General features: G+C 72.5%; 27 protein-coding genes and 1 tRNA gene. 17 read left to right on the top strand and 11 right to left on the bottom strand.

Annotated elements, in window-relative coordinates; translation table 11 throughout:
• Positions 1-7: 7 nt before the first annotated feature.
• The 3 genes from ABTY59_RS26770 (at position 8) to ABTY59_RS26760 (ending at position 2,631) form a co-directional block, all read left to right on the top strand.
• Positions 8-1,324 carry a tachylectin-related carbohydrate-binding protein gene (locus ABTY59_RS26770; RefSeq protein WP_352021664.1) on the top strand — a complete coding sequence of 439 codons (1,317 nt, stop codon included), beginning with the start codon at positions 8-10 and terminating at the stop codon, positions 1,322-1,324.
• A 135-nt stretch (positions 1,325-1,459) separates the two neighbouring features.
• Positions 1,460-2,101, top strand: a complete 642-nt coding sequence (locus ABTY59_RS26765) for a hypothetical protein (protein WP_352021589.1) — start codon at positions 1,460-1,462, stop codon at positions 2,099-2,101.
• A 176-nt stretch (positions 2,102-2,277) separates the two neighbouring features.
• Complete coding sequence (locus tag ABTY59_RS26760; RefSeq protein ID WP_352021588.1) at positions 2,278-2,631, top strand: hypothetical protein; 354 nt, start codon at positions 2,278-2,280, stop codon at positions 2,629-2,631.
• Positions 2,632-2,643: 12 nt separating this feature from the next.
• Here the strand turns inward: ABTY59_RS26760 and ABTY59_RS26755 are convergent, their stop codons facing one another.
• Positions 2,644-3,180 carry a hypothetical protein gene (locus tag ABTY59_RS26755; protein WP_352021587.1) on the bottom strand — a complete coding sequence of 179 codons (537 nt, stop codon included), beginning with the start codon at positions 3,178-3,180 and terminating at the stop codon, positions 2,644-2,646.
• A 67-nt stretch (positions 3,181-3,247) separates the two neighbouring features.
• Here ABTY59_RS26755 and ABTY59_RS26750 point away from each other — a divergent pair, with 67 nt between their 5' ends.
• Positions 3,248-3,715 carry a GNAT family N-acetyltransferase gene (locus ABTY59_RS26750; protein WP_352021586.1) on the top strand — a complete coding sequence of 156 codons (468 nt, stop codon included), beginning with the start codon at positions 3,248-3,250 and terminating at the stop codon, positions 3,713-3,715.
• Between the two features lie 131 nt (positions 3,716-3,846).
• Here ABTY59_RS26750 and ABTY59_RS26745 read toward each other — a convergent pair whose 3' ends face one another.
• Together ABTY59_RS26745 and phoU are read right to left on the bottom strand one after the other, a co-directional pair.
• Positions 3,847-3,999 (bottom strand): hypothetical protein, encoded by a 153-nt coding sequence (locus tag ABTY59_RS26745; protein ID WP_352021585.1) that lies wholly within the window; start codon positions 3,997-3,999, stop codon positions 3,847-3,849.
• A gap of 116 nt (positions 4,000-4,115) precedes the next feature.
• On the bottom strand, positions 4,116-4,796 hold the full coding sequence (phoU, locus tag ABTY59_RS26740) for a phosphate signaling complex protein PhoU (RefSeq protein ID WP_041130440.1): 681 nt from the start codon (positions 4,794-4,796) through the stop codon (positions 4,116-4,118).
• 264 nt (positions 4,797-5,060) lie between these two features.
• Here phoU and phoR point away from each other — a divergent pair, with 264 nt between their 5' ends.
• Positions 5,061-6,290 (top strand): two-component system sensor histidine kinase PhoR, encoded by a 1,230-nt coding sequence (phoR, locus tag ABTY59_RS26735; protein ID WP_352021584.1) that lies wholly within the window; start codon positions 5,061-5,063, stop codon positions 6,288-6,290.
• A 5-nt stretch (positions 6,291-6,295) separates the two neighbouring features.
• Positions 6,296-6,967 (top strand): two-component system response regulator PhoP, encoded by a 672-nt coding sequence (phoP, locus tag ABTY59_RS26730; protein WP_465270246.1) that lies wholly within the window; start codon positions 6,296-6,298, stop codon positions 6,965-6,967.
• Positions 6,968-7,258: 291 nt separating this feature from the next.
• Here the strand turns inward: phoP and ABTY59_RS26720 are convergent, their stop codons facing one another.
• Positions 7,259-7,879 carry a DUF461 domain-containing protein gene (locus ABTY59_RS26720; protein ID WP_352021583.1) on the bottom strand — a complete coding sequence of 207 codons (621 nt, stop codon included), beginning with the start codon at positions 7,877-7,879 and terminating at the stop codon, positions 7,259-7,261.
• Positions 7,880-8,532: 653 nt separating this feature from the next.
• Here ABTY59_RS26720 and ABTY59_RS26715 point away from each other — a divergent pair.
• The 5 genes from ABTY59_RS26715 (at position 8,533) to rlmB (ending at position 13,070) form a co-directional block, all read left to right on the top strand.
• Entirely contained in the window at positions 8,533-9,015 is a 483-nt protein-coding gene (locus tag ABTY59_RS26715) for a CarD family transcriptional regulator (protein WP_003953493.1), read from the top strand.
• A gap of 311 nt (positions 9,016-9,326) precedes the next feature.
• The gene (ispD, locus tag ABTY59_RS26710; RefSeq protein ID WP_352021582.1) at positions 9,327-10,076 is read left to right on the top strand and encodes a 2-C-methyl-D-erythritol 4-phosphate cytidylyltransferase; all 750 of its coding nucleotides are present in this window, start codon (positions 9,327-9,329) and stop codon (positions 10,074-10,076) included.
• Entirely contained in the window at positions 10,066-10,572 is a 507-nt protein-coding gene (gene ispF / locus ABTY59_RS26705) for a 2-C-methyl-D-erythritol 2,4-cyclodiphosphate synthase (RefSeq protein ID WP_352021581.1), read from the top strand. The genes ispD and ispF overlap by 11 nt, the downstream gene beginning before the upstream one ends.
• A 64-nt stretch (positions 10,573-10,636) precedes the next feature.
• Positions 10,637-12,034 (top strand): cysteine--tRNA ligase, encoded by a 1,398-nt coding sequence (gene cysS / locus ABTY59_RS26700; protein WP_352021580.1) that lies wholly within the window; start codon positions 10,637-10,639, stop codon positions 12,032-12,034.
• Between the two features lie 76 nt (positions 12,035-12,110).
• Positions 12,111-13,070, top strand: a complete 960-nt coding sequence (rlmB, locus tag ABTY59_RS26695; protein WP_352021579.1) for a 23S rRNA (guanosine(2251)-2'-O)-methyltransferase RlmB — start codon at positions 12,111-12,113, stop codon at positions 13,068-13,070.
• A 91-nt stretch (positions 13,071-13,161) separates the two neighbouring features.
• Here the strand turns inward: rlmB and ABTY59_RS26690 are convergent, their stop codons facing one another.
• Positions 13,162-13,794, bottom strand: coding sequence for an NUDIX hydrolase (locus ABTY59_RS26690; protein WP_352021578.1), 633 nt, complete (start codon positions 13,792-13,794; stop codon positions 13,162-13,164).
• A gap of 13 nt (positions 13,795-13,807) precedes the next feature.
• On the bottom strand, positions 13,808-15,376 hold the full coding sequence (locus ABTY59_RS26685) for a hypothetical protein (protein WP_352021577.1): 1,569 nt from the start codon (positions 15,374-15,376) through the stop codon (positions 13,808-13,810).
• A 178-nt stretch (positions 15,377-15,554) separates the two neighbouring features.
• Between ABTY59_RS26685 and ABTY59_RS26680 the strand changes: the two genes are divergently transcribed.
• Positions 15,555-17,105 carry a DoxX family membrane protein gene (locus tag ABTY59_RS26680; RefSeq protein WP_352021576.1) on the top strand — a complete coding sequence of 517 codons (1,551 nt, stop codon included), beginning with the start codon at positions 15,555-15,557 and terminating at the stop codon, positions 17,103-17,105.
• A 66-nt stretch (positions 17,106-17,171) separates the two neighbouring features.
• On the opposite strand, the gene ABTY59_RS26675 is transcribed toward ABTY59_RS26680, so the two are convergent.
• From ABTY59_RS26675 to ABTY59_RS26665, 3 genes are all read right to left on the bottom strand, one after another.
• A complete protein-coding gene (locus ABTY59_RS26675; RefSeq protein ID WP_352021575.1) occupies positions 17,172-17,888 on the bottom strand; it encodes a nucleotidyltransferase family protein in 717 nt (238 codons plus the stop codon).
• Positions 17,889-17,955: 67 nt separating this feature from the next.
• Entirely contained in the window at positions 17,956-18,366 is a 411-nt protein-coding gene (locus ABTY59_RS26670; protein WP_352021574.1) for a hypothetical protein, read from the bottom strand.
• Between the two features lie 207 nt (positions 18,367-18,573).
• A complete protein-coding gene (locus tag ABTY59_RS26665) occupies positions 18,574-19,671 on the bottom strand; it encodes an ABC transporter ATP-binding protein (protein WP_352021573.1) in 1,098 nt (365 codons plus the stop codon).
• 182 nt (positions 19,672-19,853) lie between these two features.
• Between ABTY59_RS26665 and ABTY59_RS26660 the strand changes: the two genes are divergently transcribed.
• Positions 19,854-19,927 (top strand) — tRNA-Thr (locus ABTY59_RS26660).
• 80 nt (positions 19,928-20,007) lie between these two features.
• On the top strand, positions 20,008-22,107 hold the full coding sequence (locus ABTY59_RS26655) for a restriction endonuclease (protein WP_352021572.1): 2,100 nt from the start codon (positions 20,008-20,010) through the stop codon (positions 22,105-22,107).
• Between the two features lie 60 nt (positions 22,108-22,167).
• On the opposite strand, the gene ABTY59_RS26650 is transcribed toward ABTY59_RS26655, so the two are convergent.
• Positions 22,168-23,556: an NAD(P)/FAD-dependent oxidoreductase gene (locus ABTY59_RS26650; RefSeq protein WP_352021571.1), complete on the bottom strand. Its 1,389-nt coding sequence runs from the start codon at positions 23,554-23,556 to the stop codon at positions 22,168-22,170.
• Positions 23,557-23,681: 125 nt separating this feature from the next.
• On the opposite strand from ABTY59_RS26650, the gene ABTY59_RS26645 reads away from it, so the two are divergent.
• Genes ABTY59_RS26645 through ABTY59_RS26635 form a run of 3 tightly spaced genes read left to right on the top strand, consistent with a single transcriptional unit; the run spans position 23,682 to position 25,407 of the window.
• Positions 23,682-24,563 carry an aminoglycoside phosphotransferase family protein gene (locus ABTY59_RS26645; protein WP_352021570.1) on the top strand — a complete coding sequence of 294 codons (882 nt, stop codon included), beginning with the start codon at positions 23,682-23,684 and terminating at the stop codon, positions 24,561-24,563.
• 19 nt (positions 24,564-24,582) lie between these two features.
• Positions 24,583-25,062 (top strand): GNAT family N-acetyltransferase, encoded by a 480-nt coding sequence (locus ABTY59_RS26640; RefSeq protein WP_352021569.1) that lies wholly within the window; start codon positions 24,583-24,585, stop codon positions 25,060-25,062.
• 9 nt (positions 25,063-25,071) lie between these two features.
• Positions 25,072-25,407, top strand: coding sequence for a hypothetical protein (locus ABTY59_RS26635; RefSeq protein ID WP_352021568.1), 336 nt, complete (start codon positions 25,072-25,074; stop codon positions 25,405-25,407).
• A gap of 120 nt (positions 25,408-25,527) precedes the next feature.
• On the opposite strand, the gene ABTY59_RS26630 is transcribed toward ABTY59_RS26635, so the two are convergent.
• A complete protein-coding gene (locus ABTY59_RS26630; protein ID WP_352021567.1) occupies positions 25,528-26,532 on the bottom strand; it encodes a zinc-binding dehydrogenase in 1,005 nt (334 codons plus the stop codon).
• Positions 26,533-26,576 lie beyond the last annotated feature (44 nt).

Raw genomic sequence — 26,576 nt, 5'->3', positions numbered from 1 at the left:
GGGTGGGGTGATTTATGGGATCACGCCTGCCGGGGATTTGCAGTGGTATCGGCATGACGGGTGGACTGACGGGACGAATCGTTGGACTGCCGGTGCGGGTGGCAACAACGTCAGTGGCGGTTGGGGTATTTACAGCACGGTGTTCAGTGGTGGGGGTGGGGTGATCTACGGGATCACGCCCGCCGGGGATTTGCAGTGGTATCGGCATGACGGGTGGACCGACGGGACGAATCGTTGGACCGCCGGTGCCGGTGGCAACAACATCGGTGGCGGGTGGAACATGTACGGCACCGTGTTCGGCGACACCGCGGAGTCCGACGGCGGGCTCGTCGGCTCCCTGCCTCCGCCGCCGGGGATCCCCGTCGACGCCTCCCAGCCCGCCCCGCCGCAGGACCAGGGCGGCAGCGCGATCGTCGGGGCGTCGTCGACGCTCGATCCGCAGAAGCCGCTCACCCCCCTACGCCTGCCGAGGAAGCCGGGCGGAGTGATCTCCTACCGGCGCGTCGTCTGCGACGCCACCGGAGCCCTGCGGGCCTACGAAGGGCAGGTGCCGGTCGCGACCGACAAGCCGATTCCCGTCGGGCCGCTGGACTTCATCGGCGAGAGCTTCTCCTACAAGTACAGCTTCGTCGACGAGACCGGGGCGCTGAGGGTCAGCACGGGCGAGGTGACGGCCACGGCCCAAGGGCGCGTCCAGGTGGGGACCGTGAAGCTCGGAGGCTCCGTCGAAGGGAAGAAGCTCAGGGCCCAGGGTTCCGCCGAGTTCGTCACGGCCGGCATCGAAGGGTCAGGTTCGGGCGAGGCCCACGGCGCCTCGGGGAGCGCCGACGGACACGTCACCGGGCCCGCCGCCCGTGGCCTCGTCGGAATCGGCCTGGACGGCGGAGGCGCCCAAGTCGGCGTGTCGGCGGGCGAGATCGGCGGGCGCGTCGGCGTCACGATCGGAGGCAGGTCCTCTGGAGTCGGCGGAGGGATAGCGCTCAAGGCCGAGCCGGGTCTGCGGTGGGGGACCGCCGGCACCATCAAGCTCCCCCTCCTCACCATCAGCGGCCCCAACCCCTTGGCCGGGGTGACGTCGTTCGCCGCGACCGCCGTCACCGACCTCGTACGGGACCCGCTCAGGACCGCGGAGAAGGCGATGAGCGACATCCTCGGTGTCGGCCGGGACGCGGTCGAGGCAGCAGGCCAAGTCGTCGAGAGCATCACCGACGCGGTCGACGGCTGGTTCGGCGACGACGAAGAGGACAGGAACGTCGTGACCACCGACCGGACACGGGGCCCGAGCCCTCGGTTCCTGCCCCCGGGCGCGGTGATCATCGACTGACACCACCGGCCTGTCCTGGGGGCGTCGCAGGTGTGTGACAGGGCAGGGCGGGCGCTGTCCCCCGCGAGGGGGCGTTGCTACGTTCCCGGGCAGGGCGCGGCCGGGGTGGCCGCCCGTGAAGAGGGGGACTTCCCGATGAACGCCGACCGTCTCAGACCCGCCGTCCTCGTGCTCGCCGCCCTCGCGCTCTCCGCCGTGCTGACCGGGTGCCAGGACGGCGACGCCGCCGGTGCCGCGCCGAGTACGCCCGCCGCTCCCACCGAGGCTCCGGCGGGCACCCCGTCCGCCGTGACCCCCACGGCCGCTCCCGCCGTGAAGGAGCCCGCCGTGAAGAAGCCGGCGCCGCCGGCGGGCACGACCTCCGTGCCCGTGACCCCCGCGCCGAAGCCCAAGCCCAAGCCCGCGGACTGTGTCAGCTCGCCACCGAGCCCCGACGACGTCGACCCCGACGAGTTCGCCCTCTACCGGATCGAGGAACTCGACGGCAGCACCGGCAAGGTGAACCTCGTCGTCCAGCACGGCGCCTGGGGATGCGCGAGCGCGGACTCCGACGGTGCTCCGTTCGTCGGGACCGGGGAGGAGAGCCGCTGGGCCCTCGACCAGGCCGCGTACGTCACCGCCACCAACCCGATCGTCAGCAGCTCCGCCAACCAGCGGATCGGGGTCCAGGAGCTGATCGACTGGGTGCACGCCCACCCGGACGCGGGACTCGTGTTCCGGTACGAGACCGGGGGCGACGGGGCGATCCACCGCCTTGAGCAGGTCTTCGCGCCGTAGCGCCGTAGAGGAGGACCGGGCGGGTGACGCGGGCGCCCCTGCGTCCGCCGGACGGGTGAGGGCGAAACCTTCCGGCTGCGCCGGGACGCTTGAGGGGCGGGCGCCGTGGTGAGGGGTGGGGTGACCTTGATCGTCCTGGCTCCTCCCCGCAGTCCCTCACCGAAACGAGAACCCTCGTGCGTCTCCGCCGTTCCCTCGCCGCCGTCTGCGGCGCCCTCGCCCTCACCGCCGCCCTGGCCTCCCCCGCCTCCGCCGCCACCGGCGACTTCAGCTACCGGTTCATCGGGATCGGCGGCGACCCGCAGAGCGTCACGCTGCACGACCCGGTGAGCGGCGAGTGCGTCACGATTCCCGAGGCCGCCGACCCGGGTGCCTCCGAGCCCGCGTTCGCGCCGCACAACGACACGGACGAGTTCGCGATGGTCTTCACCGAGCCCGACTGTTCCGGCGACTCGTGGACCCTTCGTCCCCACGGCCGCCCGGCCGGCGACCGGTTGAAGCTGCGGTCGGTGGTGTTCCTGAGGCCGTAGCGGACCACGGCCTCAGGACTCCTCGCACGCGTGCGCGCGGAAGTCCGCCACCGTCGTCGTCCGGACCTCGTCGCCGTCCGAGTACGCGACCTGGTCCGGCCGCAGCTTCCGCAGGTCCGCGAGGGTGAAGGAGTGGCTCCCCGTCGACCAGGAGCTGTCGTGGGTCGTGCCGTACAGCGTGTAGAGCCGCTGCCCCTCCTTCAGGGCCTGCGGGGGCGCGTCCGGGGTCCAGCCGCCGCCGCCGGCCGGGGCGGTGAGGGGCCAAGTCGTGTAGCCGGTGACCGGTTCCGCCGAGGTCCACGCGTCCGTGTGAGCCGGTTCCTTCGCGTCCGCCGCCACCTCGGCGTCCGGGCCGGTCACCGGCTCGTCCGGGGAGAGCCGGGCCTCGTCGATCCGGTCGTGGCAGACCAGGATCACCCCCAGCGGCTCTCCCTCCGCCGTCACCGTGACGCCCGTGAAGCCCGCGACCGGGACCGTGCAGCCGGTGAGCGGGGCGAGGGAGGAGAGGACGAGGACGGTCAGGAGGGCGCGGCGGGGCCAGGTCGTCATGGGCCTCATCGTGGCCCGGCCCGATAATCCGCCGCGTACATCCCGGTGAATCGTTACCGTCCTGTCCATGAGCACGTCACTCCGCCTGGAGCAGGTCACCCCCGCCACCATCGACGCCGCCCTCGCGCTGCGCGTCCATCCGCATCAGGAGCGCAACGTCGCGCCCGTCGTGCGCTCCCTCGCCGAGGCGTACGCCTTCGGGGAGAAGGCCTGGCCGCGGCTGATCTTCGACGGCGACGAGCTCGTCGGCTTCCTGATGGCCTTCCTCGACATCCCGTGGAACGAGGAGAAGGATCCCGCCGACCGCCGCAGCGGCCTCTGGCGGCTCAACATCTCCGCCGACGCCCAGAGCAAGGGGTACGGGCGCTTCGCCGTCGAGGCCGTGCGCGAGGAACTGCGCCGGCGCGGTGAGCGGCGGTTCCACGTGACCTGGGAGCCCGGCGAGGACGGGCCGGGCGCCTTCTACGACAAGCTCGGCTTCCGCGCGACCGGTGAACGCAGCGGCGACCAGATCGTCGGCGTGCTCGACGTCTAGCCGCGGGCCGCACGGCACAGGCCCCGGCCCCGGGGCCGGGGCCTGTGCCGGGGCCGCCCGGGGCGGCAGGGAGTGGGCGGCAGGGGGTGGGGGCGCGAGAACCGCGCCCCCACCCCCTCTCGCCGATCGGGTCAGCCCGAGCAGCCCCCGCACTGGCACGGGGCGCCCGACTGGCAGCCGCAGCCGCAGCCCGAGCCGCAGCCGCACGCGCCGAGCACGGGCAGGAACACCGCCTCGCGCGGCGCCTCCGCGCCGGATTCCGTCGTCATGGGGGATTCGGCCATGGGGGTCCCTCCCTTTCGAGGCGCGCTTCGCCTCCCCCCATTGCATGCCCACTCGGACCGGCGCATCAACGGCGCATCGGCGCCCGCAGGGCCGTACCGGACCCGCCCTACGGGCGCTACGCGCCCTCGACCGGCGCGTCCGCCGCCTGCAGCTCGTCCGCGTGCTCACCCGTCACCAGGTACACGACGCGCTTCGCCACGGACACCGCGTGGTCCGCGAACCGCTCGTAGTACCGGCCGAGCAGCGTCACGTCCACGGCCGTCTCGATGCCGTGCTTCCAGCGGTCGTCCATCAGGTGCTGGAAGAGCGTCCGGTGCAGCAGGTCCATCTCGTCGTCGTCCTGCTCCAGCTGGAGCGCCAGGTCGACGTCCTTCGTGATGATGACCTCCGCCGCCTTCGCCATCAGGCGCTGCGCCAGCTGGCCCATCTCCAGGATGGTCGCGTGCAGGTCCCGCGGCACCGCCGTGTCCGGGAACCGCAGCCGCGCCAGCTTCGCGACGTGCTGCGCCAGGTCGCCGGAGCGCTCCAAGTCGGCGCTCATCCGCAGCGAGGTCACCACGATCCGCAGGTCCGTCGCCACGGGCTGCTGCCGGGCGAGCAGCGCTATCGCCCGCGCCTCCAGGTCGTGCTGGAGGTCGTCGACCTTCTGGTCCGCCGCGATCACGCTCTCCGCGAGCTTGAGATCCGCGTCGAGCATCGCCGTGGTGGCGCGCCCGATCGCCGATCCGACGAGCCGGGCCATCTCGACCAGGCCCTCGCCGATCGAATCGAGTTCCTCGTGGTACGCGTCCCGCATGGTGTCCCTCTCTACGCAAAACTCCGGGGTCCGGGTGGGGCTTCGGACCCCCACGCTCCCACGTTCGGTCCCCTGTGCGTCCGGTTCCACCCCCTGATGTGAACCGGCACTTTCCCCCAGGTGAACTCTGGGCGACACGCGCCACCTCGGCCGCCGGGGCAAGTGAACCGGCCACATCTCCACGGTGAACTCTGAGCGACGAGTGTTCGAGCAGCCACTCGGACGGCTGGGAGAGTGTCCGTGACCCCGCATAACCTTGGAGCCATGGACGTGAACGCGGCGGTCGCCGCATTGGCAGCGATCGCCGGCGTGTGCACCGGCGTGATCGCCATGCTGGCGTTCCGCTGGAGCGAACGCGACCAGGCGCGACCCACCCGTACCTCGCTGCACACCGACGCCGTGCTCCCGCCCGGCGTCGACACCGTGCTGTCCGTGCTGCGCTCCTCCGCGGTGGTCCTCGACGAGAGCGACTCCGTGGTGAAGGCCAGCTCGGCGGCGTACGCGCTCGGCCTGGTCCGCGGCGGCAAGCTGGCCGTCGATCCCATGCTGAACATGGCCCGCGACACCCGTCGCGACGGGGAGATACGACAGGTCGAGCTGGACCTGGCGCGGCGCGGCTCCGGACGCGGCGAGGCCCTCGCCGTCTCCGCCCGGGTCGCCCCGCTGGGCTCGCGGCTCGTGCTGCTCCTGGTCGAGGACCTCACCGAGGCCCGCCGCATCGAGGCGGTGCGGCGCGACTTCGTCGCCAACGTGAGCCATGAGCTCAAGACTCCCGTAGGCGCGCTCTCCCTGCTCTCCGAGGCGGTCATGGACGCCTCGGACGACCCCGAGGCGGTCACCCGCTTCGCCGGCCGGATGCAGATCGAGGCGACCCGCCTCACCAACCTCGTACAGGAGCTCATCGACCTCTCCCGCGTGCAGAACGACGACCCGCTGGAGGACTCCGAGCCGGTGTCGGTGGACGAGCTCGTCGCCGAGGCGATCGACCGTTCCCGGCAGCCCGCCTCCACCAAGCAGATCACGATGGTCTCCGGCGGCGCCGCCGACCTCTACGTGTGGGGCAGCCGGGGCCAGCTGGCCGCGGCCCTCGGCAACCTCGTGGAGAACGCCGTCAACTACTCACCGGCCCGTACGCGGGTGGGCATCGCCGCCCGTCGTGTCGCCGCGCCCGCCGGCGACGTGATCGAGATAGCCGTGACCGACCAGGGCATCGGCATCCCCGACAAGGACAAGGAGCGCGTCTTCGAGCGCTTCTACCGGGTCGACCCGGCCCGCTCCCGTGCCACCGGCGGTACGGGTCTCGGCCTGGCCATCGTCAAGCACGTGGCCGCCTCGCACGGTGGCGAGGTCACCGTCTGGAGCACCGAGGGTCAGGGCTCCACCTTCACCCTGCGGCTGCCCGAGGCGGGCGCCGTACGGGACCGCCGGCCCGCTTCTTCCCCCACCCCAGATCTCATGACCGAACCGCTTCCCGCCCCGGAGGTCCTTCCGTGACCCGAGTGCTCGTCGTCGAGGATGAGGAATCCTTCAGCGACGCCCTGTCGTACATGCTCCGCAAGGAGGGCTTCGAGGTCGCCGTCGCGGCGACCGGGCCCGACGGCCTCGACGAGTTCGAGCGCAACGGAGCCGACCTCGTCCTCCTCGACCTGATGCTTCCGGGTCTGCCCGGTACCGAGGTGTGCCGCCAGCTCCGCGGCCGCTCGAACGTCCCGGTGATCATGGTGACCGCCAAGGACAGCGAGATCGACAAGGTCGTCGGCCTGGAGATAGGAGCCGACGACTACGTGACCAAGCCCTTCTCCTCGCGGGAGCTGGTCGCCCGCATCCGCGCGGTCCTGCGCCGCCGCGGTGAGCCGGAGGAGGTCACCCCGGCGGCCCTGGAGGCCGGCCCGGTCCGCATGGACGTCGACCGCCACGTGGTGACGGTCTCGGGCGGCAAGGTCGACCTGCCGTTGAAGGAGTTCGACCTCCTGGAGATGCTGCTGCGCAACGCGGGCCGCGTGCTGACCCGTATGCAGCTCATCGACCGGGTCTGGGGCGCGGACTACGTCGGCGACACCAAGACCCTCGACGTCCACGTCAAGCGCCTCCGCGCCAAGATCGAACCGGACCCGGGCGCTCCGCGCTACCTGGTGACGGTGCGCGGCCTGGGCTACAAGTTCGAGCCGTAGACCGGCCGGGCCGGGAACGCCGGGCGGAGTCCGGCGCGGCGTGCCGAAGCCCGCGGGGCCCCTGGGCCCCGCGGTGCAAGGGGCGCGTCCCGGGTGGGGCTCGAACCGGACCCGGGCGCTCCGCGCTACCTGGTGACGGTGCGCGGCCTGGGCTACAGGTTCGAGCCGTAGAAGCGCTGCGCGTACGGAGCCGAGGCGTCGGCTGCGCGTTCGAGCCGTAGAGGCGCTGCGCCTACGCGGAAGGGGCGCCCCCCGCCGGGGGGCGCCCCTTCGTGCGTGTCTTGCCGGCCGTCAGTGGCCCGCGGTCGTCGGCTCGCCCGAGGCCGGGGCCTCCGCGCCGTGCTCCGCCTCGCCCGAGGGGGACGCGGTGGCGCTCGGCGTGGTCTCCGGGGCGGCCGGGACGATGCTCGGGCCGAAGTCCTTGAAGTAGCTCTTCGACGGGACGACGAAGGCGCTCAGGCCGACGTCGCCGGTCTTGCTCAGCTTGAAGACGACCTGCTGCGCGTCGCCGTCGCGGAACGCGGCGCCGTCCTCGATCACGGCGGAGGCGTTGCCCTCGCCGCCGATCACGACGGAGCCGAGGGCCGGGATGGTGATCGGGCCGGTGCCCTCGGCGGCCGTCAGCTTCACGACGGCGGCCGAGCCGGGCAGGCGGATCGCGTCGAGGGTCTGCGGCGCCTGGCCGTTGTTGAAGACGGTGGCCGAAACGGCCGCCGGGCCCTTGGTGCCGGGCAGCGGCTGCGTGATGACCAGCGCGTTCTGGATCTTGACGTCGTCGACCGTGACGGCGGCGTTGTCCGGCCGCACTTCCAGCGTCTGTGCGTTGTTGCCCGCACCACAGGCGGACAGCGCGGCGACGGAGAACACGAGGGCGGTGGCGGCGAGGGCGCCGCGTCGAAGGCTGCGGCTCACGGCGGCGGCATCTCCTAGGACGTACGGACGGGCGTGGGAACCAAGGGACAGCTAAAGGTGTGTCAGCGCGCTTAGGTTACCGAGCCTCACTCCGCGTCCCGCACCCGACCCGCCCCTAACCGGTCACAGCCGTCCCGGTGAGGGGCTCCGTGGTGTCCTGGTGGCCCCCTCCGGCAGGCCCTCGGCGCGCCGGTCCCGCGTGACGGGTTGTGGCCGGATCACGACCCATTGACCTGGTGTTCACATAACCGCCTTGATCAATTCGGGGGAGTCCCCGCATTACGCGGAGCCGCTCCCGCGGAAAATCCCGCACCGGCGTCGGTTGATGTCCACTGATCAATTCCGGGAATCACCCCGGCATGCATCCGTACGGGTGGCCGATCCTCGAACGGAGTAGGTGAAGAAGGCCACTCCGAACGCGACAAACCGGGACATCGGGCCTCCCTCGGGGGCCTCCGGGTAGGTGTAACGTGCGCGTTTCTCTCCGTCCACGCAGCCGCTCCGACCTGCGAATACCGCCTTCCGGAAGCCCTCCGCAGCACGTCCGTGTCACCGTTGTCAAGCCCCGAGATATGCCCTGACCTGCGAAAACGCCATTCAGAAGAAGCCGAATCCGTGTTACCCTGGATAGCCACGGAAGGGGTACCTGTCACATGACGTTCAAGGTTGGCGACACCGTGGTCTATCCCCATCACGGGGCCGCGCTGATCGAGGCCATCGAAACTCGCCAGATCAAAGGCGTGGACAAGACCTACTTGGTGCTCAAGGTCGCGCAGGGCGACCTGACGGTTCGTGTGCCGGCGGACAATGCGGAGTTCGTCGGTGTTCGCGACGTGGTCGGTCAGGACGGGCTGGACCGGGTCTTCGAGGTGCTGCGCGCGCCGTACGCCGAAGAGCCGACGAACTGGTCCCGTCGCTACAAGGCAAATCTCGAGAAGCTCGCCTCCGGCGATGTCATCAAGGTCGCCGAAGTGGTGCGCGACCTGTGGCGTCGTGAGCGCGAGCGCGGACTTTCCGCAGGTGAGAAGCGCATGCTCGCCAAGGCTCGCCAGATCCTGGTGAGCGAGCTGGCGCTCGCGGAGAACACGAACGAGGACAAGGCCGAGGCTCTCCTCGACGAGGTCCTCGCGTCCTGAGCCGCGTTTCCAAGTGAAGCGCTTCCAAGTGAAGCAGTGAAGCAATGCCGTGGTGCCCGCCGGCGTGCTGTGATCCACACAGCGCTGTCGCCGGGCGCCGCGGCATGTTCGCGTACGTTTGCGGAGCCGTACGCGTGACCGCAGCGCTGAAGTAACCCGCACCCCCTGAACTTCTCTCCACCCGAACCCCTGTGCCCACGCGGCCACGCCTCGACCGTCGTCACGGAAAGGGCCCGGTCAAGGCGGTGCGTCCGGCACGGTGAGGCCATACCCATGTCGGCCGCGGAAACAAACCTGCCGGAGTGCAACCGATGTCAGACGAAGAGCGTCCCAGTCGTACCGCCGTGGTGATCCCGGCCGCCGGACGGGGCGTGCGCCTCGGTCCGGGCGCCCCCAAGGCGCTTCGCGCGCTGAACGGCACCCCGATGCTGATCCACGCCGTCCGCGCGATGGCCGCCTCGCGCGCGGTCTCGCTCGTGGTGGTCGTCGCACCTTCCGACGGCGCCGCCGAGGTCAAGAACCTCCTCGACGCCCACGCCCTGCCCGAGCGGACCGACTACCTCGTCGTCCCCGGCGGCGACACCCGCCAGGAGTCCGTCCACCTCGGCCTCAAGGCGCTCCCCGAGGGCATCACCACCGTCCTGGTCCACGACGCGGCCCGCCCTCTGGTGCCCGTCGACGTCGTGGACGCCGTCATCGAGGCCGTACGGGACGGGGCCGTCGCCGTCGTCCCCGCGCTGCCCGTCGCCGACACCGTCAAGGAGGTCGAGCCGGCCGAGCGGCCCGGCGACCCCGAGCAGGTCGTCGCCACCCCGGTCCGCGCCCGCCTCCGCGCCGTCCAGACCCCCCAGGGCTTCGACCGCGACACCCTGGTCAACGCCCACGCGACCATCGCCCTCACGGGTGAGGGCGTCACCGACGACGCCGGCATGGTCGAGCGGCTCGGCGCGCCCGTCGTCGTCGTGCCCGGCCACGAAGAGGCCTTCAAGGTGACCCGCCCCCTCGACCTCGTCCTCGCCGAGGCCGTACTCGCCCGCAGGAGGGCCAACGATGGCTTCTGATCTCCCCCTCGTCCCCCGTACCGGCATCGGCACGGACGTCCACGCCTTCGAGAGGGGCCGCGAGCTGTGGTGCGCGGGCCTGCTCTGGGAGGGCGAGGAGTTCGGCCTCGCCGGGCACTCCGACGGTGACGTCGCCGCCCACGCCGCCTGCGACGCGCTCTTCTCCGCCGCCGGAGTGGGCGACCTCGGCGCCCACTTCGGCACCTCGCGCCCCGAGTGGTCCGGCGCCTCCGGCGTCACCCTGCTGGCCGAGGCCGCCCGGATCGTCCGCGCCGAGGGGTACGAGATCGGCAACATCGCCGTGCAGGTCGTCGGCGTCCGCCCCAAGATCGGCAAGCGGCGCGAGGAGGCGCAGAAGGCGCTCGGCGAGGCGGCGGGCGCGCCCGTCTCCGTCTCCGGCACCACCACGGACGGGCTCGGCCTCACCGGCCGCGCCGAGGGCCTCGCCGCCCTCGCGACCGCGCTCGTGTACCGCGTATCGCCTCAGGAGCGGTGAAAAACGTCATCGGTGACCCCGATCGGGTATCGGGGCACTACCACACGCCCACTACCCTGGAGTGGTGACTATTCGCCTGTACGACACCAGCGCCCGGCAGATCCGTGACTTCAACCCGCTCGTGCCGGGCTGCGTCTCGATCTACCTCTGTGGTGCCACCGTGCAGGCGGCCCCGCACATCGGCCACATCAGGTCGGGGCTGAACTTCGACATCATGCGGCGCTGGTTCGCGTACCGCGGTTACGACGTCACGTTCATCCGCAACGTCACCGACATCGACGACAAGATCATCAGGAAGGGCGCCGAGCAGGGCCGCCCCTGGTGGTCCATCGGCTACGAGAACGAGCGCGCGTTCAACGCCGGTTACGAGGCCCTCGGGTGCCTCCCGCCGACGTACGAGCCCCGCGCCACCGGTCACGTCCCCGAGATGATCGAGATGATGCGGGGTCTGATCGAGCGCGGCCACGCGTACGAGGCGGACGGCAGCGTCTACTTCGACGTGCGCTCCTTCCCGGGGTACCTGGAGCTGTCCAACCAGGACATCGACGACCTCCGTCAGCCCGACGAGGGCGTCTCCGGCAAGCGCGACCCGCGGGACTTCGCCATGTGGAAGGCGACCAAGCCGGGCGAGCCCGACTGGGAGACCCCGTGGGGCCGCGGCCGTCCCGGCTGGCACCTGGAGTGCTCGGCGATGGCCCACAAGTACCTGGGCTCCGCCTTCGACATCCACGGCGGCGGTCTCGACCTGATCTTCCCGCACCACGAGAACGAGATCGCCCAGGCCAAGGCCTTCGGCGACGAGTTCGCCCGGTACTGGGTGCACAACGCCTGGGTCACCATGAGCGGCGAGAAGATGTCGAAGTCGCTCGGCAACAGCGTGCTGGTGTCCGAGATGGTGAAGAACTGGCGCCCCATCGTCCTCCGCTACTACCTGGGCACCCCGCACTACCGCTCGATGATCGAGTACAGCGAGGAGTCCCTGCGCGAGGCCGAGTCGGCGTTCGCCCGCATCGAGGGCTTCGTCCAGCGCGCCACCGAGAAGGCCGGGACGACCGTCGCCCCCGCCGCCGAGGTGCCGCCGGCCTTCGCCGAGGCCATGGACGACGACCTGGGCGTGCCGCACGCGCTGGCGATCATCCACACCACCGTCCGCCAGGGCAACAGCGCCCTCGCCGCGGACGACAAGGACGAGGCCATCGCCCGCCTCGCCGAGGTCCGCGCCATGCTCGGCGTCCTCGGCCTCGACCCGCTCGACCCGCACTGGGCCGAGGAGACCGGTGGCGGCGAGGAGCTCCACGGCGTCGTCGACACCCTCGTACGTCTCGTGCTCCAGCAGCGCGAATCGGCGCGCGAGCGCAAGGACTGGGCCACCGCGGACGCGATCCGCGACCAGCTGGGCCAGTCCGGCCTCGCCATCGAGGACAGCCCCGACGGCCCCCGCTGGACGCTGGGCAACCGTTAGAAGACGTGCCGCTCGGGACACCGGGCGGCACACTTCAGTTACAGACTTTGTACGTCAGCAGAGGAAACAGGTAGTCATGGCCGGGAACAGCCAGCGCAGGAACCGTCGCACGTCCAACAAGAAGGGTGCGACGGTCGGCAGCGGTGGCCAGCGGCGCAAGGGCCTCGAAGGCAAGGGCCCGACGCCCAAGGCCGAGGACCGCAAGGGCCACAAGGCGTACCGCGTCTCCAACGCGATGGCCCGGCAGGCGGCCAAGCGCCGCCCCGCGCCCCGCCGCGGTGGCCCCAAGGGCGCCAGCGAGATGGTCGTCGGCCGCAACCCGGTCTTCGAGGCGCTGCGCGACGGCGTGCCCGCCACCACGCTGTACGTGCAGCAGTTCATCGACAATGACGAGCGCGTGCGCGAGGCCCTCCAGCTCGCCGGCGCGCGCGGCAACATCAACCTGATGGAAGCCCCGCGCCCCGAGCTCGACCGCATGACCAACGGGCTGAACCACCAGGGTCTGGTCCTCGTGGTCCCGCCGTACGAGTACGCGCACCCCGAGGACCTCACCGCCGCGGCCTACGACGACGGCGAGGAGCCGCTGATCGTCGCCCTCGACGGCGTCACCGACCCGCGCAACCTCGGTGCGATCGTCCGCTCCGTCTCCGCCTTCGCGGGCCACGGCGTGGTCATCCCCGAGCGCCGGGCCGCCGGCATGACCGCCGGTGCCTGGAAGACCTCCGCCGGCACCGCCGCGCGCACGCCGGTCGCCCGTGTCACCAACCTGACCCGCGCCCTGCAGGAGTACAAGAAGGCCGGCATCGCCGTCGTCGGCCTCGCGGCCGAGGGCACGCACGAGGTGCAGGACCTGGAGGCGCTCGGCGGCCCGGTCGTCATCGTCGTCGGCTCCGAGGGCAAGGGCCTGTCCCGCCTCGTCGGCGAGACCTGCGACTTCCTGGTCCGCATCCCGATGCCGGGCGGCGCCGAGTCGCTCAACGCCGGCGTCGCCGCCGGCGTCGTCCTCTACGAGGCGGCCCGCCGCCGCATGGGCTGAGCCGGTACGGCACGGGGCTGAGCCCGACCCGGCACGGGGCTGAGCCCGACCCGGCAAGGGCCGAGCCCGTACCGTCGTCCCCGTGCCCGCCTCAGGCCGTCAGGCCGGCCAGGCGGGCGCGGGTCAGCACGGCGATGGTGAAGCCGTCCGTGATCCGCCCGTCGGCGATCATGGCCTCGGCCTCCGCGAACGGCACCGTCAGCGAGCCGCGGATGCCCTCGCCGGCCTCCAGGCGCCCCACCGCGTCGATCCGTGCGGCGAACAGCAGCACTCGGTCGCCGGTCACGCCCGAGTCGGGGTGCAGGGCGCCGAGCGGGACGAGCTCCCGCACCGGCGCCCCGATCTCCTCCCGGAGCTCCTTCGCCGCGTTCGCCGCGTCGGAGAGACCCGCCGTGCCGAAACCGCGGGGCACCTCCCAGTGCCAGGACCGGGTGGCGTGCCGGAAGTGCTCGACCAGCACGATCCGGTCGCCCAGGAGCGGCAGGACGACACACCCCTGCTCGGCGGTGGCGCTCACCGAGCGGATGTAGACACCGGGGCGGCCGTCGGGGAAGCGCACCGCGTCCCGGACGAGCAGCACGTACGGGTCCTGGTACACCACCCCGCCGGCGACCGCGACGGCCTCCGGGTCCGTCAGGATCTCGATCCCTCCCGGCTCGTTGCGGAACAGCTCGGGCCGCTCGGCGCGCAGCCGTTCGTACCGCAGGACCGGTTCGCCGCTCATGGGTGCTTCTCCTCTAGTCGTGCCGTGCCTGCTGGTCGGCCTGGGGACCCCCGGTCGTCCCCCCGCGCTCGACGAACTCGACGCCGGACACGGCCTGGATGGTCTCCCAGTCCTTCCTCAGGTTGCCCAGCCGCAGCGACGGCAATGTCAGCGAGTGCCCGAGACCGGCGCGGCGGGTCCGGGCGGCCTTGTCCCAGAACTCCAGGCGCACGCTCAGCACGCCGCCCACCGCCCCCAGCATCCCGAGCGCGCCCTGGAGCACGGTCACCGGTTCGCCGCTCGCGATCTGGACGGCGACACCGCCCGACTCCAGCACGAGGACCGTGGAGATCTCCCGGGTGAGGCCCTTGTCCGAGCGGCCGGCCCGGCGGGCGGTCCGCAGCATCCGGGCGTGGTCCCGGGCGATCGTGGCCGTCCGGTCGGTGAACTCGTCCCCGTCCGGGATGCGTCCGCCCCGGAAGCTGTCGTGCAGGAACGTGTCCAGGGACGCGATGTACGTCTGCCACTCGCCGGTCTCCCGCAGGGCGACGATGTCGGAGAGCGAGAGCCCGGCGTACGAGTTGGGGCCGTCGACCGCGCGGTGCAGCGAGTCGGCGACGAGGTTCCGGATCAGCAGGCCCACGGCCTCCGGGTCCTGCGCCCGCGCCTGCGGCGAGATGTCCTCCTGGAGCGCGCGGCGCGGCGGGGAGCCGGGCGGCGTCAGGGCGACGAGCCCGCTCGCGTCGGGCACGCCGAGGTTGTACATGAGGTCGATCAGCTGCTTCGTCGGCAGGATCTCGGCGCCCTCCCGCAGCAGGTGCTGGTACGGGTCGGTGCCCGGGCGCGTCAGGAACTCCTGGTAGATCGCGTTCCTGGTGATGTTGGCGGTGCGGTCCTGCGTCGCCGACCAGAGGAGGATGTCCGTCAGGATGCCCTCGCCCATCGACCGGGCCAGTTCCGGCGCGATCCCGAGGTCCACGGCGAGCTGGTCGTCCCGCAGGTTCCTCAGCTTGGCCAGCTGCCCGGTGAAGCGCTGGCCGACCCGGTCCGCCGCGGCCCGGTTCGCCTCGTCGTCCCAGTCGAGGCGCACGAACGCGGGGTCGGACTCCTCCTGGATGAGCCGCCGCCAGGCGCGTCCGGTGCGCTGGTCGTACCCGAAGGAGAACTCCTCCGTGCCGTCCCGCTCCAGGAACAGGTACGGGACGATCGCCCGGTCGTCGAAGAGCCGGGTGAACGCGGTCCGGTCGGCGGGGTCGGCCTGCGGCACGAAGTTCCCGTACAGGGCCTCGTTGTTGAGGAAGAACGCCCGGTTGACCACCAGGGTCCCGCTGTTGACGAGGGCGCGGCGCAGTTCGGCCGCGGTGGCGGCGACGGCGCCGGGCGTCCGTCGTGGGGCGTCGGCTGCCTGGCGGCCCTCGGCCAGGTCCGCGGGCAGCCACTGGTTGTCGAGCGCCTGGGCCATGACCGGATAGTGGTCCAGGTCCGAGAAGACGAGCTGGTTCGGCCCGCGGCCGGCCGGTTCCGGGGGCCGCTGCCGAGGGACCCGGGCCTCGGTGTCCTCCCTGGACAGGTCGTCGGGTTCGTCGTGGACGGGGCTTGCCATGCTGTGTCGCTCCCCTCGACTCGCATCGCGCGCATCACGCGGCCCTCAAAGTAAACTGACGAACCGCCAGCGAACAATGGTTCCCCGGCGCGGCCTTCCCCGATGGCGTTGATCTTGACGGGTCTCGGACATTTGGCGACTGTCAAAGCAGTGTCCTAACCCCGCGTCACTCGGTTAGATGAGTGTGGACACCAGAACGCCCCGGCCGGGGTTCGACGATCAGCCGGCGCTGAGCATGGTCAAGGTGGATTCCGATCCCGCCCAGGTGATCGTGAACCACGCCAGCTTCCGTGTGCGGCTCGCGCCGGCCCCGCAGCCGAAGTTCGCGGCCCGTACCGCCGCCCTGTCCGGAGTGGGCGCGGGCGGCCCGCGGCGGCGCCCCGTCGTGTGGACCGGGAAGTCCGCGCCGGGCGCGACCGGTCTGCTCCAGGCCGTGCGCGAGTCCTCCGTCTCCACGCTCGAACCCGTCGGGCACGGCGGCCACGGCGTCGGCGACACCCAGGCCATCCCGCGCATCGACAGCACCATGGCCCACCCCGTGGTGCCCGGCGAGGCGCCGCCGCCCCTGCTCCCGCCGATGCGCCGCGCCGAGGGCGCCTACGACGAGCTGTACGACCTCGGGCACGAGCCCGCGGAGCCGTACGGGCACGCGGAGCCGGAGGGCTCGCCCGCGCAGCGCCACGGCCAGGACAACGTCCGGCACGCCTACTACCCGGGCCGCCGGATGAACCTCGGCGTCGTGCTGCTCCCGCTCCGCGTCTTCCTCGGCTTCATCTCCATCTACGCGGGCATGGGCAAGCTCTGCGACCCCGTCTACTTCGACGGCGGCGAGCGCGGCTCCATGGTGAAGTGGCTGAACTCCCTCCACCCCTGGGCCCTCGCCGAACCGCTGCGGGACTTCGCCCTCCAGCACCCCGTCGGCGCCGGGCTCACCGTCGCGTTCCTCCAGGTCGTCGTCGGCGTCCTCACCGTCCTCGGACTCTGGCAGCGCGTCGCGGCCGTCGTCGGCGGCCTGCTGTCCGCCGCCCTCCTGCTGACCGTCAGCTGGAAGACCGTCCCGGTCTACGACTCCGCCGACATCATCTACCTCGCCGCCTGGTCCCCGCTGATCATCGCCGGCGCCCCCGTCTACTCCCTCGACGGCCGCCTCGCCGGCGAGGCCTGGCGCACCCTCGGCCCCCGCGCCGAGCTCTGGGACCTCCGCCGCCGCGTCACCCGCCGCAGCACCCTCCTCGCCGCCGTCGTCGTCGGTCTCACCCTGCTCGTCGGCTCCGTCCTCGGCGGCGCCGTCCGCTCCACCGAGATGGTCACCGTCCCGGGCCCGAACGACGACCCGATCAACCACCTCCCCGGCCGGCCGCTCCCCCAGGAGCCGACCCGCCGCGCCCCCTCGAAGGCCGCCTCCACCGCGCCCGAGCCCGCCGCGACCACCGAGCCGCCCGCGCGGCACGAGGAGACCGAGGAGGCCACCCGGCCCACGGAGACGACCCGCGAGTCGACCCGGACCCATGAGCAGCGCCCGACGGCCACCCAGGGCACCGGCACCGGCGGCACGAGCAGCCGTACGCCCACGGAGTCCAAGCCGGCGCCCCCGCCGTCCACCAGCGACACCCCGAGCACCAGCGGCGGCGGGTCGGGCGGCGGCTCGACCGGCTCCACCAGCACCCCGTCGGAGAGCGGCTCGTCGACGGGCGGCGCGCGGAACCCGATCGGCGGCCTGCTGGGCTGACCGGAGGGCAGGGACAAGGGCGGCACCGCTTCTCCGGCGGTGCCGCCCTTCTCGTACGCCCGTCGCTCAGGCCTTCTGGGCGGCCAGCTCCTTGGCGGCCTCCGTGAGGTCCTTGGCGGTGTCGATGGCCCTCCAGTACGCGCCCTGGGGCAGCGGGAAGCCCGCCAGGCGCCGCTCGCGCGCGAGGCGGGGGAAGGTGGTCCGCTCGTGGTCGCCGAGGTCCGGGAGGAGTTCGGTGAAGGCGGCGGAGAAGACGTACACGCCCGCGTTGATCAGGAACGGCGACGGCGGCGCCTCGATGAAGTCGGTGATGTGCCCGAAGGTGTCGGTCTCGACGGCGCCCCACGGGATGCGGGGGCGGGCCAGGGCGAGCGTCGCGAGGGCGTCCCGCTCGGTGTGGAAGGCGGCCATCTCGCGCAGCGAGAAGCGGGTCCAGATGTCGCCGTTCGTGGCGTACCAGGGCTGGTCCGGCGCGGGCAGGTGCGCGGCGGCGTACTTGAGGCCGCCACCGCGGCCGAGGGGCTCGCTCTCGACGACCGTGGTCACCTTCAGGGGCAGGTTCGCGGAGTCCAGCCACTCCTGGAGGACCTCGGCGAGGTGACCGCAGGAGACGACGGCGTCGGTCACGCCCTCGGCGGCCAGCCAGGAAAGCTGATGGCCGATGATCGGGGTCCCGGTGCCCGGGATCTCGACCATCGGCTTGGGGCGGTCGTCGGTGTACGGGCGGAGCCGTGAGCCCTGGCCGCCCGCCAGGACCACGGCCTGCGTCGGAGTGGTGTGCATACGGGGAACGATAGGCGCCCGGTACGCGGCGGGGCGTTCAGCTCGCGGCCCTTCCCTCGTGAAGGGGTCAGCTCGCGCGCATCACGCCGGTCGCGTACGAGGTGTCGCAGACGGGGCGGGAGAACGACTGGGCGCGCGAGGGGCCGTAGTGCTCGACGGCGGCGCGGCCGAGGGCGCGGGCGATGGAGAAGCAGTGCTGGGCGAGGGAGGGCCGGTTCTCCACCTCGCGCTGGAGGTGGGTGAGGGCCGTTCCCGGGTCCTTCTCCTGAAGCTCTGCGAGGAGCTGGTCGCGGAGAATATCCTGCGGGGCACGGGACTTGGCCCGGACGGAGACGTCCGTGGAGGACGCCGTCAGCTGGGTCCCGGCGTCCTGGCCGGCCCACGGAACGGCGGACACCGCGAGCGTTCCCGAGAGCACCAGGACGACGGGCAGGACGAGGGCGAGAGAGCGGCCGATTCGGCGGGCAGTGTGCGTCACGCAGGCGAGCGTAGCGGCCGGTAGTGATATGGCGACATTTAGTCACTCTCGCGAGGGATGGTTCGAGGCGCCTTTTCGAATCCCGTGTTGACGCGGGGGTGCGGGTGGGGCCCCGAATGCCGGGGTTTTCCGGGGTAAGCCCGTTTAAACGAACGGCCCCGCATCTGCAAGAGACGCGGGGCCGTACGGCTGTGCTCGGGGTCGGTCTCAGTCGCTGAGGCGCGCGCCCGTGGAGGTCGAGAAGACGTGCAGCTCGTCGGCGCGCGGCACGACGTGCAGCGTGGAGCCCTTGGCGGGCACGTCACGGCCGCCGACGCGGACCACCAGGTCCTTGTCCTCGCCGCCGACGCGGGTGGAGCCGTACACGAAGCCGTCCGAGCCGAGCTCCTCGACGACGTTGACCGTGACGGCCAGGCCGTCCTTCGAGGTCGCGCTCTGCACGTCGAAGTGCTCCGGGCGGACGCCGACGGTGACGGTGGTGTCGCCGGCCGCGGAGGCGGCGGCGATCGCGTCGCGGGTCACCGGGACGACGCTCGTGCCGAACTTGACGCCGCCGTCGACGATCGGGACCTCGACCAGGTTCATGGCCGGGGAGCCGATGAAGCCGGCGACGAAGAGGTTGGCGGGCTTGTCGTACATGTTGCGCGGCGAGTCGACCTGCTGGAGCAGACCGTCCTTCAGGACGGCGACCCGGTCGCCCATGGTGAGGGCCTCGGTCTGGTCGTGCGTGACGTAGACCGTGGTGATGCCCAGGCGGCGCTGGAGGCCCGCGATCTGCGTACGGGTCGAGACGCGGAGCTTGGCGTCGAGGTTCGACAGCGGCTCGTCCATGAGGAAGACCTGCGGCTCGCGGACGATCGCGCGGCCCATCGCGACGCGCTGGCGCTGGCCGCCGGAGAGCGCCTTCGGCTTGCGGTCGAGGTACTCGGTGAGGTCGAGGATCTTCGCCGCCTCCTCGACCTTCGCACGGATCTCCGACTTGTTCACGCCGGCGATCTTGAGGGCGAAGCCCATGTTGTCGGCGACGGTCATGTGCGGGTACAGCGCGTAGTTCTGGAACACCATCGCGATGTCCCGGTCCTTCGGCGGCAGGTGCGTGACGTCGCGGTCGCCGATGCGGATGGAGCCGGCGTTGACGTCCTCGAGACCCGCGAGCATGCGCAGGGAGGTCGACTTGCCGCAGCCGGAGGGGCCGACGAGGACGAGGAACTCGCCGTCCGCGATCTCGATGTCGAGCTGGTCGACGGAGGGCTTGGTGGCACCCGGGTAGACCCGGGTGGCCTTGTCGAACGTGACGGAAGCCATGGTGATGCGTCCCTTCACCGGCAGGAACGTGCCGGACGATCCGAGTAAAGGAAGGATTGAGGTCTAGTCCACCTGGGTGAACCGCAAGTGACGCTACCCTCCGGTGCCCGATCTGTCAGCACTCGTGGACCCGTGAGATTTCCGACCGTCGCCGGGGCCGGGTTGGTTACACTTCACTCGCTGCCGCCTTAGCTCAGTTGGCTAGAGCGCTTGACTTGTAATCTTGAGGTCGTCGGTTCGATTCCGACAGGCGGCTCTGTGACGGAGGGCCCCGGACGCGCGACGCGTCCGGGGCCCTCCGTCGTCACCGGGGAGATTCTGGGGAGGGGTGCGCGGATGAGCCGGCGTTCCGGTGGGCTGATCGGGGTGTGGGCCGAGCAGCAGCGGGTGGCGCAGAGACAGCGGGAGGGCCAGCACCAGGCGGTGCTGCGACAGCAGCGGGACGCCGAGCGGGAGCAGCGGGCGTACGAGCGGGACGTCGCCCGGATGCAGCGAGAGCAGCGGGCCGCGTACCGGCGCCAGCGGGAGGACGACGCCCTGCGGCGGACCCAGGAGCTGGACCGGCGGGTCGAGCTCCTGGGGTCGCTGCTCGCGACCGGCTGCCGGACGCCCGCCTTCGGCGTGGGGTCGCTGCGGCGCGCGGAGGACGTGGAGCCGTTCGCCCCCGGGCCGCTGGGCGAGCCCGTCGCCATGCCGGACCAGCGGCTCTACCAGCCGCAGGGGACCGCCTGGAGCGCGTCCGGGCGGGCCCAGGCGGAGCGGGACGCGCGCGCCAGGTTCGAGCACGACTGGTACGCCGCGCAGGCCGCCGAGGCGCGGCGGGTCGAGCAACTGGCCGCGTACCGGCGCGCGTACGACGAGTGGGCCGCGGCCCGCCGCGCCGAGATCCGCGCCCACAACAGCGGGATCGACGGGACCGTCGCCGCCCTGCGGGACGGGGACGCCGACACCGTCGTCGAGTACTTCACCGCCGTGCTCTTCGCGTCGACCGCCTGGCCCGAGGGCTTCCCCCGGGAGGTGTCCGCCGCCTACGACCGGGCCGGGCGCGGGCTCGTCCTCGACTGGGACCTGCCCGGGTACGAGGTCGTGCCCGAGGCCAAGGGCGTGAAGTACCTGCCGAGCACCGACCAGGAGAAGGAGGTGCCGCGGCCGGTGACGCAGCGGCGGGCCCTGTACCGGGACGTGCTGGCGCAGAGCCTGCTGCTCGCGGTCCGGGAGCTGTTCGCCGCCGACCGCTTCGGGGCGCTGGACGGGGTCGCGCTGAACGGGTACGTCGACGGGGTCGATCCCGCGACCGGGCTGGCCGCACGCGTGTGCGTGGCGTCGGTCGTGGTGGAGCGGCCGGCGTTCGACCGGCTGAACCTGGAGCTCGTGGGGGCCGTCGAGTGCCTCACCGGCGCCCTGTCCGGGCGGCTCTCGGCCAAGCCGGACCAGCTGGTCGCGGTGGTGCCGCTGCGGGAGCCGGGACAGGTGGGGTCCGACGTGGTGGTGCAGGGGGACGGGGCGGAGCCCGACCTGCTCACCATGGACCCGATCGCCTTCGAGGGGCTCGTCGCCGAGCTGTTCCGCGCGCGCGGGCTCCAGGCGGTGACCACGCAGCGGTCCGGTGACGGCGGGGTCGACGTCAGGGCGCTCGACCCCGATCCGATCAGCGGCGGGTCGATCGTGGTGCAGGTCAAGCGGTACCGGAACACGGTGCCGCCGAGCGCGGTGCGGGATCTGTTCGGGACCGTGCAGGACCAGGGGGCGAACAAGGGGGTGCTCGTCACCACCTCGAAGTTCGGCCCCGGTTCGTACACCTTCGCCAACGGCAAGCCGCTGACCCTGATCGCGGGGACGGAGCTGGTGGACCTGCTGCACCAGCACGGGCTGCGGGGGCGACTGGGCGGGGGAGGGCCGGACGCGGCTGCGGCCGTGCCCGCTCCGGCGGCCGCTCCCGCCGAGGCGTCCGAGGACTTCAACCTGCTCGGGATGGTGTGGTCGGGGTCCGCGGCCCTGGACGTGTGCGCGCTGGTCTGCGCCGGGAGCCGGGTCCTCGGCGACGAGTGGTTCGTCTTCTTCAACAACCCGGCGACGCCCGACGGTTCGGTGTCCATGGTGGCGGCCGCGCCCGGTGACCGCGCCGCCGTGCGGGTCGGCTTCGACGCGCTGCCCGCGCGGGCCGACCGTCTTGTGCTGGTGGCGGCCGTGGACCCGGAGGTGAACCCGGACGCGGATCTGGGCGGGTTCACGGACGCCGGGATCCGGCTGCGGGACGACGCGGGCGCCGAGCTCGACCGGCTTGAGGTGTCGGACGGGCGGCCGGGGGAGACTGCGCTGGTCCTGGGGTCGTTCCGGCGGCGGGCGGGCGGCGACTGGGACTTCGTCCTCGGCGGGAAGGGGTACCGGGGCGGTCTTGAGGAGCTCGTGGGGGACTTCGGGATCGAGGTGGAGTAGAGCGGGCGGGCGGGGGCTCCCTGGCCCCCGCCCGCCCGTGGCTCAGCGCCCGCCCGTGGCTCAGCGGCCGCTGAGGCGGTTCGCCAGGACCGCCACGCGGTCCGTCTCCGCCGAGTGGCCGGTGGCCTCGCGACGGTCGGCGCCCCGGAAGGCGGCGTACATGGTCTGGACGCCGAGCCAGCGCAGGGGTTCCGGCTCCCACTTGCGGACCTTGTGGTTCACCCAGGGCAGGGCCGTGAGGTCCGTGGGTCCCGACTGGCCGGAGTCCTGCTGGATCAGGTCGCGCAGGGTGCGGGCGGCGAGGTTCGCGGTGGCGACGCCGGAGCCGACGTAGCCGCCCGCCCAGCCGAGGCCGGTGGAGCGGTCGAGGGTGGCGGTGGCGCACCAGTCGCGGGGGACGCCGAGGACGCCGGACCAGGCGTGGTCGATCCGTACGCCCGCCAGCTGCGGGAAGAAGCGGACCAGGATCTCGCGGAGGGCCTCGATCGTCTGCGGCTGGGTGCGGCCGTCGTTGTCGGTCCGCGAGCCGAAGCGGTACGGGACGCCCCGGCCGCCCAGCGCGATGCGGCCGTCGGCGGTGCGCTGGGCGTACATGTAGGCGTGGGCCATGTCGCCGAGGGTCTCGCGGCCGTCCCAGCCGATCGACTCCCACTGGGCGTCGCCGAGCGGCTCGGTGGCGATCATCGAGGAGTTCATGGGGAGCCAGGTGCGGCGCTGGCCGGTGAGGGAGGCGGTGAAGCCCTCGGTGCAGCGCAGGACGTACGGGGCGCGGACGGTGCCGTACGGGGTGATCGCGTGCTTCGGCTTGATCTCGGTGACGGGGGTCGACTCGTGGAGGGTGACGCCGAGGGCCTCGACGGCCGCCGCGAGGCCCTTGACGAGTTTCACGGGGTGCAGGCGGGCGCCGTGCGGGGTCCAGGAGGAGCCGACGGCTCCCGTGACGCGGACGCGGTCCGCGGTCTCGCGGGCGCCGTACAGCTCGCGGTCGGTCTCGCCGAAGGCGAGTTCGGCGGCGTGGAAGGCCTTGAGCCGGGCGAGCTGGGCGGGGGAGAGGGCGACCTCAAGGACGCCGCCGCGGTGCTGGTCGGCGTCGATCTTCTCGGTCTCGCAGACGTCGAGGACCTCGGTGACGGTGGCGTTCATGGCCTGCTGGAGGCGGACGGCGGCCTCGTGGCCGTGGAGCCGGGCGTAGCGGTCGCGGCCGGCGATGCCGTTGTAGAGCCAGCCGCCGTTGCGTCCGGAGGCGCCGTAGCCGCAGAACTTGGCTTCGAGGACGGTGATGTTGAGGAAGGGGACGGCCTTCTTGAGGTAGTAGGCGGTCCAGAGGCCGGTGTAGCCACCGCCCACGATGCAGACGTCGGCGGTGGTGTCACCGGGCAGCGGTTCGCGGGGCGCGGGGGCGCCCTCCTGGGCGTACCAGAACGAAATGCCGCCGTTGATCGTGCTCATGTCCCATCCCTCTTCCGGGTCCGTGCGCGGGAGGCTACAGGGACCCTCGGGCCGGTGGACACGGGGGTGGGGACGGGGCCGGAAACCCGGTCGGCTCCTGGGCTTCCGGCTCCTAGGCTGGCGCCGTGATTCACGTACCGGAGGAACTCGCGGCGTCCCAGGCGAAGTACAACGGCGAGGCGGGCCGGGCGTTCGTCGCCGGGCTGCCCCGGCTGGCCGAGGACTTCCTCGACCGCTGGGGGCTGAAGGTCACCGGGCCGTCGATGTGCGGGGTGGCCTCGCTGGTGCTGCCGGTGGAGCGGGACGGCCTGCGGGCCGCCCTCAAGATGCAGCTCCTCGACGAGGAGTCGGAAGGGGAGCCCGTCGGCCTGCGCGTCTGGGACGGGGCGGGCGCCGTGCGGCTCCTCGACCACGACGCCGCGACCGGGACGATGCTCCTTGAGCGGCTCGTCGAGGCCCGGCCGCTGTCCACGGTCGAGGACACCCGCGAGGCGCTCGGGATCGTCGCGGACCTGCTCGCCCGGCTCGTCGCCGTCCCCGCCCCCGAGGGCCTGCGGACGCTCGCGGACATCGCCGCCGGGATGCTCGCCGACGTCCCGCAGGCGGCGGCGCGGCTCGGCGCGGACGACGCGGCGGTGCTGCGGGACTGCGCGGCGGCCGTACGGGAGGTGGTGGGCGAACCGGGCGACCGGCTGCTCCACTGGGACCTGCACTTCGGGAACGTGCTGGCGGCCGAGCGGGAACCCTGGCTGGCCATCGACCCGAAGCCCCTCGCCGGCGATCCGGGCTTCGACCTGCTGCCGGCCCTGATGGACCGCTTCGATCCGGAGCAGTTCCTGTGGCGGTTCGATCTGCTCGCCGAGGTCGTCGGGGACCGGGGCCGCGCGGCCGCGTGGACCCTGGGCAGGGTCCTGCAGAACGGGCTGTGGGACGTCGAGGACGGAGAGCCGGGCCTCGACCCCGGGCAGGTGGCCGCCGCGCGGATCCTGCTGGCGGGAAGGGCCTGACCCGGGGCAGGGTGGGCCCATGATCCGTACAGCCACCCCTGCCGACGTTCCCGTCGTCCACGAGATGATCCGCGACCTCGCCGCGTACGAGAAGGCCCTCGACGAGGTCCGCGCGACCCCCGAGCAGCTCCACGAGGCCCTGTTCGGCGAGCGTCCCGCCGCCTTCGCGCACATCGCCGAGACGGCGGAGGGCGAGGCCGTGGGCTTCGCGCTCTGGTTCCTCAACTTCTCGACCTGGCGCGGGGTCCACGGCATCTACCTGGAGGACCTGTACGTCCGCCCCGGGGCCCGGGGCGGCGGCCACGGCAAGGCCCTGCTGCGGGAACTGGCCCGCATCTGCGTCGAGCGCGGCTACGAGCGCCTGGAGTGGTCGGTCCTGAACTGGAACAAGCCCTCGATCGACTTCTACGAGTCCCTGGGCGCCCGCCCGCAGGACGAGTGGACCGTGTACCGGCTGACGGACGGGGCCCTGGCCGAGCTGGGTGCGGCGACGGTGTAGGAAGGATCCATGGATACGGACATCGAGCAGCGCTTCCAGCGGATCACCGGCTTCATCGAGGCCCGGCTGACCCCGCTCTTCGACCCCGAGACCGGCAGCGACCACGGCTTCGGCATGGACGACACCTCGCGGGCGCTGCGGGCCCTGCGCTACACCGTGCAGGCCGCGTCGGCGGTGAACGGCCTCGTGGAGAAGCGGGAGACGGCGCCGGAGCTGCGCCAGGTCGTCGACCAGGCGCTGGAGCACAACTGGGACGTGCTGCGCTCCATCGCCCGGATGTGGGAGGACCACGCCGACTTCGCGAAGGAGTTCAAGGCGCACTCCTGGGACGTGCTGGGGGTGTGACCGGCCGATCCCCGACGGGATCCCGGGGCACCGGACCCAGGGTCACGGAACTCCGGGCCACGGAACTCCGGGCCACGGGATCTCGGGCCACGGGATCTCGGGCCACGGGACCCCCGGTCCTCAGGGGATGAGGACCACCTTGCCCGTCGTGCCCCGGTTCTCCAGGGCGCGGTGGGCCTCCGCCGCCTCCGCGAGCGGGAAGCGGTGGACCGCCGGGCGCAGGGTCCCGGTGGCCGCCGCGTCGAGGGCCGCGAGTTCGAGGGTGCGGATGTCGCCGCCCGCCTTCCGGATCATGACGGGGCCGAGGACGGACTCCGAGGTGATGCCGCGCTCGGCGAGCTCCTCCGGGGTGTACGTGAGCGGTTCGCCGTCGTGGAGTCCGGCGCCGGACCAGCCGAAGACCAGGTGCTGTCCGCCCTTGCCGAGCAGGTCGACGGCGGCGCGCCCGGTGTCGCCGCCGACCGAGTCGAAGAGGACGGTCGCGGAGCGGCCCGTCTCCTCCAGGTACGCGCGGACCTGCTCCGGCCAGTCGGGCCGCTTGTAGTCGACGGCCAGGTCGGCGCCGTTCGCCTCGACGAGGGCGGTCTTCGCGGGGCCGCCGGCGAGGCCGATGACGGTGGCGCCGGCGTTCTTGGCGTACTGGACGAGCAGGGTGCCGATGCCGCCGGCGGCGGCCGGGACGATCGCGACCGAGTCGGGCCCGAGCGTGGTGAAACCGAGGATGCCCAGGGTGGTGCGGCCGGTGCCGATCATGGCGACGGCCTCCGCCTCGCCGAGGTGGTCGGGCAGGGCGTGCAGGCGGGCGGCGTCGGTGACGGCGAGTTCGGCGTAGCCGCCCGGGTTCATGCCGAGGTGGGCGACGACCCGGCGGCCGAGCCACGTCGGGTCGGTGCCCTCGCCGAGGGCGTCGACGGTGCCGGCGACCTCGCGGCCCGGGATCGTGGGGAGCGGGGCGGGCGTCGGGAAGGGGCCGGTGGCGCCCTCGCGGAGAGCGGCGTCGAGGAGGTGCACGCCGGCCGCCGTGACCCGCACGCGGACCTGGCCGGGGCCCGGTACGGGGTCGGGGGTCTCCTCGTACGTGAGGTTCTCGGCGGGACCGAAGGCGTGGAGGCGGATGGCGTGCATGACGTTTCCCCTGTCGTCGTCGTACGGGCGGCCCGGCGGGACCG

The organism is Streptomyces sp. NPDC096079, from assembly GCF_040303145.1.
In the GTDB taxonomy this organism is placed as follows: Bacteria; Actinomycetota; Actinomycetes; order Streptomycetales; family Streptomycetaceae; genus Streptomyces.
This window is presented reverse-complemented; position numbering and strand designations above follow the sequence as displayed.

What these genes read in the sequence shown, in the direction of transcription:
- ABTY59_RS26765 (WP_352021589.1), top strand. Translation starts at nt 1,460, where the DNA reads ATGAACGCCGACCGTCTCAGACCCGCCGTCCTCGTGCTCGCCGCCCTC.
- ABTY59_RS26755 (WP_352021587.1), bottom strand. Translation starts at nt 3,180, where the DNA reads ATGACGACCTGGCCCCGCCGCGCCCTCCTGACCGTCCTCGTCCTCTCC.
- ABTY59_RS26750 (WP_352021586.1), top strand. Translation starts at nt 3,248, where the DNA reads ATGAGCACGTCACTCCGCCTGGAGCAGGTCACCCCCGCCACCATCGAC.
- ABTY59_RS26745 (WP_352021585.1), bottom strand. Translation starts at nt 3,999, where the DNA reads ATGGCCGAATCCCCCATGACGACGGAATCCGGCGCGGAGGCGCCGCGC.
- phoU (WP_041130440.1), bottom strand. Translation starts at nt 4,796, where the DNA reads ATGCGGGACGCGTACCACGAGGAACTCGATTCGATCGGCGAGGGCCTG.
- phoR (WP_352021584.1), top strand. Translation starts at nt 5,061, where the DNA reads ATGGACGTGAACGCGGCGGTCGCCGCATTGGCAGCGATCGCCGGCGTG.
- ABTY59_RS26715 (WP_003953493.1), top strand. Translation starts at nt 8,533, where the DNA reads ATGACGTTCAAGGTTGGCGACACCGTGGTCTATCCCCATCACGGGGCC.
- ispD (WP_352021582.1), top strand. Translation starts at nt 9,327, where the DNA reads ATGTCAGACGAAGAGCGTCCCAGTCGTACCGCCGTGGTGATCCCGGCC.
- ispF (WP_352021581.1), top strand. Translation starts at nt 10,066, where the DNA reads ATGGCTTCTGATCTCCCCCTCGTCCCCCGTACCGGCATCGGCACGGAC.
- rlmB (WP_352021579.1), top strand. Translation starts at nt 12,111, where the DNA reads ATGGCCGGGAACAGCCAGCGCAGGAACCGTCGCACGTCCAACAAGAAG.
- ABTY59_RS26690 (WP_352021578.1), bottom strand. Translation starts at nt 13,794, where the DNA reads ATGAGCGGCGAACCGGTCCTGCGGTACGAACGGCTGCGCGCCGAGCGG.
- ABTY59_RS26685 (WP_352021577.1), bottom strand. Translation starts at nt 15,376, where the DNA reads ATGGCAAGCCCCGTCCACGACGAACCCGACGACCTGTCCAGGGAGGAC.
- ABTY59_RS26680 (WP_352021576.1), top strand. Translation starts at nt 15,555, where the DNA reads ATGAGTGTGGACACCAGAACGCCCCGGCCGGGGTTCGACGATCAGCCG.
- ABTY59_RS26675 (WP_352021575.1), bottom strand. Translation starts at nt 17,888, where the DNA reads ATGCACACCACTCCGACGCAGGCCGTGGTCCTGGCGGGCGGCCAGGGC.
- ABTY59_RS26665 (WP_352021573.1), bottom strand. Translation starts at nt 19,671, where the DNA reads ATGGCTTCCGTCACGTTCGACAAGGCCACCCGGGTCTACCCGGGTGCC.
- ABTY59_RS26655 (WP_352021572.1), top strand. Translation starts at nt 20,008, where the DNA reads ATGAGCCGGCGTTCCGGTGGGCTGATCGGGGTGTGGGCCGAGCAGCAG.
- ABTY59_RS26650 (WP_352021571.1), bottom strand. Translation starts at nt 23,556, where the DNA reads ATGAGCACGATCAACGGCGGCATTTCGTTCTGGTACGCCCAGGAGGGC.
- ABTY59_RS26640 (WP_352021569.1), top strand. Translation starts at nt 24,583, where the DNA reads ATGATCCGTACAGCCACCCCTGCCGACGTTCCCGTCGTCCACGAGATG.
- ABTY59_RS26635 (WP_352021568.1), top strand. Translation starts at nt 25,072, where the DNA reads ATGGATACGGACATCGAGCAGCGCTTCCAGCGGATCACCGGCTTCATC.
- ABTY59_RS26630 (WP_352021567.1), bottom strand. Translation starts at nt 26,532, where the DNA reads ATGCACGCCATCCGCCTCCACGCCTTCGGTCCCGCCGAGAACCTCACG.